The organism is Geomonas sp. (genome assembly GCF_056994735.1).
This window is the reverse complement of sequence record NZ_JBXKJL010000292.1, coordinates 55,959-62,746: the sequence shown is the minus strand read 5'-3', so window position 1 is coordinate 62,746 and position 6,788 is coordinate 55,959. Positions and strand designations below refer to the sequence as shown.

Genomic DNA, 6,788 nt, shown 5'->3' with positions numbered 1-6,788 from the left:
TGCCGTGTCTTGGAGGTGATGGCTATGAGAGTACTGTCAGTGATCCTGATGGTGCTGCTGACGTGCACGGCATGCGGCAGCAAGACAAAAGAGTCGCTTTATGCCGAAGGGGTCAAGCAACTGGAGGCCTCGAATCCAAGCGCTGCCGTCATCTATTTCAAGAACGCACTCGAGAAGGACGGCAATTATAACGACGCTCGCTTTCAGTTGGCGAAGGCCTACGCAGCCATGGGGAAGTTGGAGCAGGCTGAGAAGGAGTTTGCCAAGGTACTGAAGCAGAATCCTTCCCGTGATGAGGCCTCCCTGGAACTTGCTAAGGTCTTCAATCAGGAAGGTAAAGGTGATGAGGCCTTCAAGGTCGGCCAGGAGTACCTCGCGAAACACCCGCAGGACCCGGAGGGGATCGAGGTGCTGGGCATCTCCTGCGCGGTAAGGAAAAAATATGACGAAGCCGAAAACTACCTGTCGCAGGCGCTTAAACTGGCTCCCCAGCGTTCGCAGACCAAGCTGGAGATGGCGTCCGTGTTCAGTGTCACCGGCCAGATGGACAGGGCCAAGGCCCTGGCAGCTGAGGTTGTCCAGGCAGATGCCAAAAACATCAAGGCCCTCTATATGCTGGCTGCTTTGGAGAAAAAGACCGGCAACGACGACAAGGCCGTGGCGGCCTACCGGAAGATTCTGGAGCTGAAGAGCTCCGAGACTCAGGCCCAGTACAAGCTGGGGCTGATCTGGATCGAGAAGGGGGATCTGGCGCAGGCGGAGAAAGCTGCTGACGAGCTGATCAAGAAGTACCCGAAGAGGGGAGACGGTCATCGCCTCAAGGGGCTGGTGAGCTTTTACAAAAAGAACTATGGCGAGGCCATGGCCTCGCTGCAGGCTTCCATTAAACTCGGCCCCACCCTGGAGGCCTATCATTTTCTCGGACTCTGTTACTACAACAAGGGAGAGCTGGAGAACGCGCTCAGCCAGTTCCGGGTCATACTGGACCGGATGCCGAACTCCAGGCAGGCCAGGCTGATGACCGCCCAGGTCCTGATGGCACAGAAGCGGACGGACGATGCCGTAACCGAGATCAAGAAGGTACTGGCGCAAGACGACAACGATGCCGCCGCCCATAACATGCTGGGAACCGCTTACATGTCGCAGGGACAGTTCGACGAGGGGATGCGTGAGCTCAGTCGCGCGACCAGGCTGGACCCCAAGATGGTGTCGGCACACCTGAAGAAGGGGTACTACTACTTCAGCAGGGGGAAGAATGCCGAAGGGGAGACGGAACTCGCCACCGCCGTACACGCTGCGCCGGACGTCCTCAACAGCAGACTGTTGCTGGCCTCATACTACCAAAGGACCGGAAACCCTTCCAAGGCCCTTGGCATCCTCCAGTCCGGATTGACCGGCGCCAAATCCGATGCCCCCATCTACAACGCAATCGCCGCCCTGCAGATGAACGCCGGTAAGAAGGAAGAGGGGATCAAGAGCCTGGAGAGCGCGAAACGGGTCGATCCCGGCTTCCCTGGCTCCTATCACAACCTTGCCGGCATCTACGCCGCCTCGGGCCAGTATCCCAACGCCCTGGCGGAACTGGGCCAGTTGTTGAAGAAGGACCCCCAGAACCTCAGGGGAATGCTCTCCATGGCCGCCCTGAGCGAGATAAGCGGCAAGAATGAGGACGCGCAGCAGTACTACAAGAGGGCGGTGGAGACCAAGGCTCCCGAGGCGTATCTGGCCTTGGCCCGCTTCCACCAGAAGAAGGGCGCGGCGGACAAGGCGCTGGAAGTGCTGGACGAGGGAATCAAGCAGCAGCCGCAAGCGATCGCGCCGCTCGAAGCAAAAGGGCTGGTGCTGATGGCCAAGAAGGATTATCGCAGGGCGCTGAAAACCTTTGATCTGGTGGAAGCGCTGAACCTGGAGCAGGGGATAGCCCTGAAAATTCAGGCCTACCTGGCGACGAAGGATCGCGACCAGGCCGTGGAACAGGCGAGGCGGCTGATCACCAAGCACCCGGCTTCGGCACGAGGGTACGTCGTCCTCGCCTCGGTCTATCGCGAATTGAACGACCTCCCCTCCGCCATCGGCGAGGCCAACAAGGGGATCAGGATTGAGCCGAAGAACGTCGAGGCCCGGCTGGCCCTGGGGAGGCTGTTGCAGGCCAAGAAGGACTACAACGGCGCCAGGAGTGCCTTCGAGCAGGCCCTCAAGATCGCTCCCGATTCGGTACCTGGCCGCTTCGCGCTGGCGTCGCTTGACGACCTGACCGGTAAGAAACGGGAGGCTGCTGCCGGATATCGTGCGGTTCTGGAGCACAGCGACAGCTATGTTCCCGCCCTCAACAATCTTGCCTACCTCTGCCTGGAAGGCTATGGCAGGAAGGAAGAGGCCCTTCGACTCGCTATCACAGCCTATAAGCTCGAGCCCGGCAATGCCGGAGTCATGGACACGGTAGGTTACGCGCTCCTTAAAAACGGCCGCCATGCCGATGCTGTCAAGGTCCTTGAGCGTGCAGCGGCGCAGCTGCCGTCCGACCCCACGGTCAGCTACCATCTGGGGCTGGCCTACAAGGAGGCGGGGGACCGGGCGAAGGCCGGCCAGGCGCTGAAGAAATGTCTCTCCCTTGGAGAGTGTCCCGACACCAAGGCGGCTTCGGCGCTCCTTGCCCAGGTCAGCCGCTAGCCGGCGCCGTTCTCTGAAAAGAGAAGTAGGAGAGTAGGATCCCATGAACCTGCGCGTTGCCCTAGCCGTAGTTTCCGATGCCTTGTTGGCTGTCGCCGCACTCTTTATCGCGCTGTTATTGCGCTTTGGTGCGAGCTTTATGACGGCCGTTGAGTGGCAAGGGGACAACGCCTTAAAGGCCTTCGCAATCTTCGTGGTGGTGATGCTCTTCTCCTCGTACCTGATGGAGGTCTACAGCCTCCCCAAGGGAAGCTGCAAGCGGGAGATATTTCTTACCTGCCTGCAGTCGGGAGGCGCGGCATTTTTCGTCCTTTCCGTAGTCTATTATCTGGACCCCGCAGTGATGCTGGGGCGAGGCATCCTGTTCATTGCACTTGGCCTCTTCATCGTCTTTCAGTCCCTCTGGCATGCGGTCTCCGAGTCGGGACCGAGGCAGGGGCCGTTTGCCCACCGGGTGCTTATCCTTGGCTCCGGCGAACTCGCCTTCAACCTCGGGGAGATGCTCGGCCCGCTGAACAGCGGCTATGTCCTCGCGGGTTACCTGCCATGCCATGAGAAGGAACCTCCCAGCGGCGGCAGAGAGCTGTTGCACACGGTAAAGAAGGAGGGGGATCTGCTGCAGACCGCGCGGGTGCACAGAGCCAGCATGATCGTGGTGGCCCTGGCCGAGAGGCGGGGGGTATTGCCGCTGCAGGAGATGATGCGCTGCAAGTTGAACGGAGTCGAGGTGGTAGACGCCCCCACCTTTTACGAGATAGTGCAGGGCAAGCTGATGCTGGAACAGATGACGCCGGGCTGGATCATCTTCTCCAGCGGGTTCCGCAGGACCGCCCTGATCAATATCTACAAGCGCTGCTTCGATATCGTCCTCTCCCTTATCGGAATAATCGTCAGCGCACCCTTTCTGCCATTGGTAGCCCTGGCCATCAAGCTTGAATCCCCGGGGCCGGTCCTATTCAAGCAGGTGCGGGTGGGAAGCGGTGAAAAGCTCTTCACCCTGTACAAGTTCAGAAGCATGGGCCGCGACGCCGAGCGAAACGGCGCGGTGTGGGCGGCCAAGAACGACAGCAGGGTGACCCGGGTGGGGCGCTTCCTGCGGAACTCCCGGATAGACGAACTGCCGCAGCTATACAACGTGTTGAGAGGGGACATGAGCTTCATTGGCCCCAGACCCGAGCGTCCGGAGTTCGTCGAGTCGCTGAAGAGGGACATATATTTTTACTCCAAGCGCCACACCATAAAGCCCGGACTGACCGGGTGGGCCCAGGTCCGGTACCCGTACGGAGCAACGGTTGAGGACGCGGTCGAGAAGCTCCGCTACGACCTCTACTACATAAAGAACCTCAGCGTGTTTCTGGACTCGCAGATCATGTTCGAGACGGTGAAGGTGGTCCTCTTTGGTAGAGGCGGAAGATAAACCATCAGCCATGGAGACACAGAGAGTACGTAGAGATTGTCATCCCCGAATGCCTTTATCGGGGATCCAGATTTCACGTCGTTTAGGAGCTGGATTCCCGATCAGAATCGCTTCGGGAATGACAGCTTTGGAAGGTGGCGGAAGATTGGTACCAATCAGAATCGGCAATGCTGCATGCACATTGCGTCTGCTCCGCGTCATCGCGGTCTATCGTCTCTGTAGTTTCGTTGATCAAGTTTTCTCCGTGCCCTCCGCGTCTCCGTGGCTAAAAGTTGTGTGTAAGGAGAAGTCATGAAGTTAAGACTGATCGTGACATTGCTGACTGTTCTTCTCACCATGCCCATGGCTGCGAAAGCCGCCGATTACATCATTGGCGAAGGGGACAGCCTCGATATCGCCGTATGGGGGGTGAAGGAGCTTACCTTCTCGGTAAAGGTCCGTCCCGACGGCAAGATAACCGTCCCCGGTCTGGGAGAAGTCGTGGCCAGCGGCATAGCTCCCAGTCAGCTGCAGGCACAGCTTGGGGAGAGACTGAAGGAGTTGGTCAAGAACCCGATCGTGACGGTCACGGTAAAAGAGATCACCAACAGCAAGGTCTACATCTTCGGCTCCGGAGTGAAGGCCGCTATCTACGACCTCTCCCGGCGCACCTCTCTCCTTCAGCTTCTGTGCGTCCTCCCCGACGTGAAGGTAGCCGACCTGAAAAGGGCCTATCTGCTAAGAAACGGGAAGAAAATAAAGACGGACATCTATCGCCTCTTCATCGACGGCGACATCGAGCAGGACGTGCTCCTGGAGTCCAACGACTCGCTATTCATGCCGCTCCTTCTGGACCGCAACGTCTACGTCCTCGGGGCAGTCAATGTTCCCAAGGCCATCGAGTTCCGCGAAGGGATGAAGGTCATGGAGGCCATCCTCGAGTCGGGAGGCTTCACCAAATTTGCCGACCAAAACGACATAGTCATCCGCAGGAAGGGTGGGAAGGAGCCTGTCTCACTGGAAGTGAAGGCCAAGAAGCTCGCCAAGGACGGGGACCTGAGCCAGAACGTCGACCTGAAGGCGGGAGATTATATCGTGGTGAAGGAGGCTTTCTTCTAGCAGAGGAAAAGCCGCAGGACGCTCACAACCTTTCATCTGGATTCGGAATAGTAACGGGGTGCATATGCAGTCCTCCCAGGTTGACTACAAGAGATATCTGAACCTTATCATGCGGCGCAAGGAACTGTTCCTCGTTCTGTCTCTGCTGCTGATGACGGCCGCTTTCGCCGCGAGCTACCTGCTGCCAAGGAAGTACGAGTCGACGAGTACCGTTTTCATCGAGAAGAACGTTATCAGCGAACTCGTCAAGGGGATCACAGTCACTCCGTCGATGGAAGACACTATCAACGTTCTCACCTATGCCATTACCAGCCGCACCCTTATGACCAAAGTCATCGACACGATGGACATGAATCTCAGCAAGAACGACACCGATACCGAGGCATTGATCAAGAGCCTGCAGCAGAACACCAAGGTGAAGGTAAAGGACAAGAATCTTTTCACCATCTCGTTCATTGACAGCAATCCACGGGTGGCCAGAGACTTCGTCAATACCCTGGTGCGTCTCTACATAGAGGAGAACATGTCCTCCAAGCGGGGGGAATCGTACGACGCCACCAAGTTCCTCTCCGAGCAGATCGACACCTTCAACACCAAGCTGGAAAAGGCCGAAGCCGAAGTCAACACCTACAAGCGCCAAAACGGCGGAGTCATCGCCATCGACGAAGGAAAGCTCTTTCAGGAAATAAGCGTGGCGCAGCAAAAGCTCTACGACCTCGAGCTGCGCCGCCGCCAACTGGAGGGAATGCGGCAGACGACACGCAAGAGCAATGATCCCCTGGAAGCGAAACTTTCTTTCCTGCAAAAAAAGCTCGCCGAACTGCGGGTGCAATACACCGACAGCTACCCCGAGGTGTTGACGGTAAAGAGCGATATCGAGACGGTCAAGGAACAGCTGAAGTCCAGGAAGGCGGGAGAGTATCAGCCTCTCGATCCACAGGAGCTCGCGAAGATCGAATCCGAGATTTCCGCCATCAAGGTGACCGAGGCAGGTTTGAGGCGTTACGTCGCCACCAACAAGAAGACCCTGGAGAACATTCCGTCAGCTAAGGCAGGGCTTGAGAAGCTCGAACTGGAGAAGAAAAACCAGAAGAACATCTACGACCAGCTCTTCTCCAGGCACGGACAGTCCGAAGTCTCTAAGCAGATGGAAGTGCAGGACAAGTCAACGACTTTCAGGATCGTCGATCCTGCCGTTTTACCGGTGAAGCCTTCGAGCCCCGACCGCCTGAAGATCATGCTGATGGGTATCATCGGCTCGTTGGCCGCCAGTTTCGGTTTACTGTTCCTCCTGGACCAGATGGACTCGTCGGTGAAGGAGGTGGAGGCGGTAAAGGGGCTGGGGCTTCCCCTGCTGGCCATCATACCGAAGATGGAAGAGCCGACCGTCGTTGCACGTCAGCAACGAAGGTTCATGAGGGTGGCGGCCGCGGCAGCGCTTTACTTCCTGGTCATGCTCTGTTTCCCGGCCATGGAACTCCTGCAGTTGCCCTACATGGATAAAGTTTTGGACCAGGTGAATGCGCTTCACCTTCCGCAGAGCATGAAAGGGCTGGTTCGCTGAATGGTTTTGGACAGACTTTGGTTGCCAAGAAGTGTGAGG

General features: G+C 57.7%; 4 protein-coding genes. All 4 read left to right on the top strand.

Translation table 11 applies throughout. The features are described 5' to 3' along the window. The first annotated feature begins 24 nt into the window (after positions 1-24). The 4 genes from prsT (at position 25) to AC11W3_RS13020 (ending at position 6,749) form a co-directional block, all read left to right on the top strand. Entirely contained in the window at positions 25-2,670 is a 2,646-nt protein-coding gene (prsT, locus tag AC11W3_RS13035) for an XrtA/PEP-CTERM system TPR-repeat protein PrsT (RefSeq protein ID WP_484090539.1), read from the top strand. Positions 2,671-2,713: 43 nt separating this feature from the next. Beyond that, positions 2,714-4,087, top strand: a complete 1,374-nt coding sequence (locus AC11W3_RS13030; RefSeq protein WP_484090540.1) for a TIGR03013 family XrtA/PEP-CTERM system glycosyltransferase — start codon at positions 2,714-2,716, stop codon at positions 4,085-4,087. Positions 4,088-4,378: 291 nt separating this feature from the next. Further along, a complete protein-coding gene (locus tag AC11W3_RS13025) occupies positions 4,379-5,185 on the top strand; it encodes a polysaccharide biosynthesis/export family protein (RefSeq protein WP_484090541.1) in 807 nt (268 codons plus the stop codon). 64 nt (positions 5,186-5,249) lie between these two features. Next, a complete protein-coding gene (locus AC11W3_RS13020) occupies positions 5,250-6,749 on the top strand; it encodes an XrtA system polysaccharide chain length determinant (protein ID WP_484090542.1) in 1,500 nt (499 codons plus the stop codon). Positions 6,750-6,788: the final 39 nt, after the last annotated feature.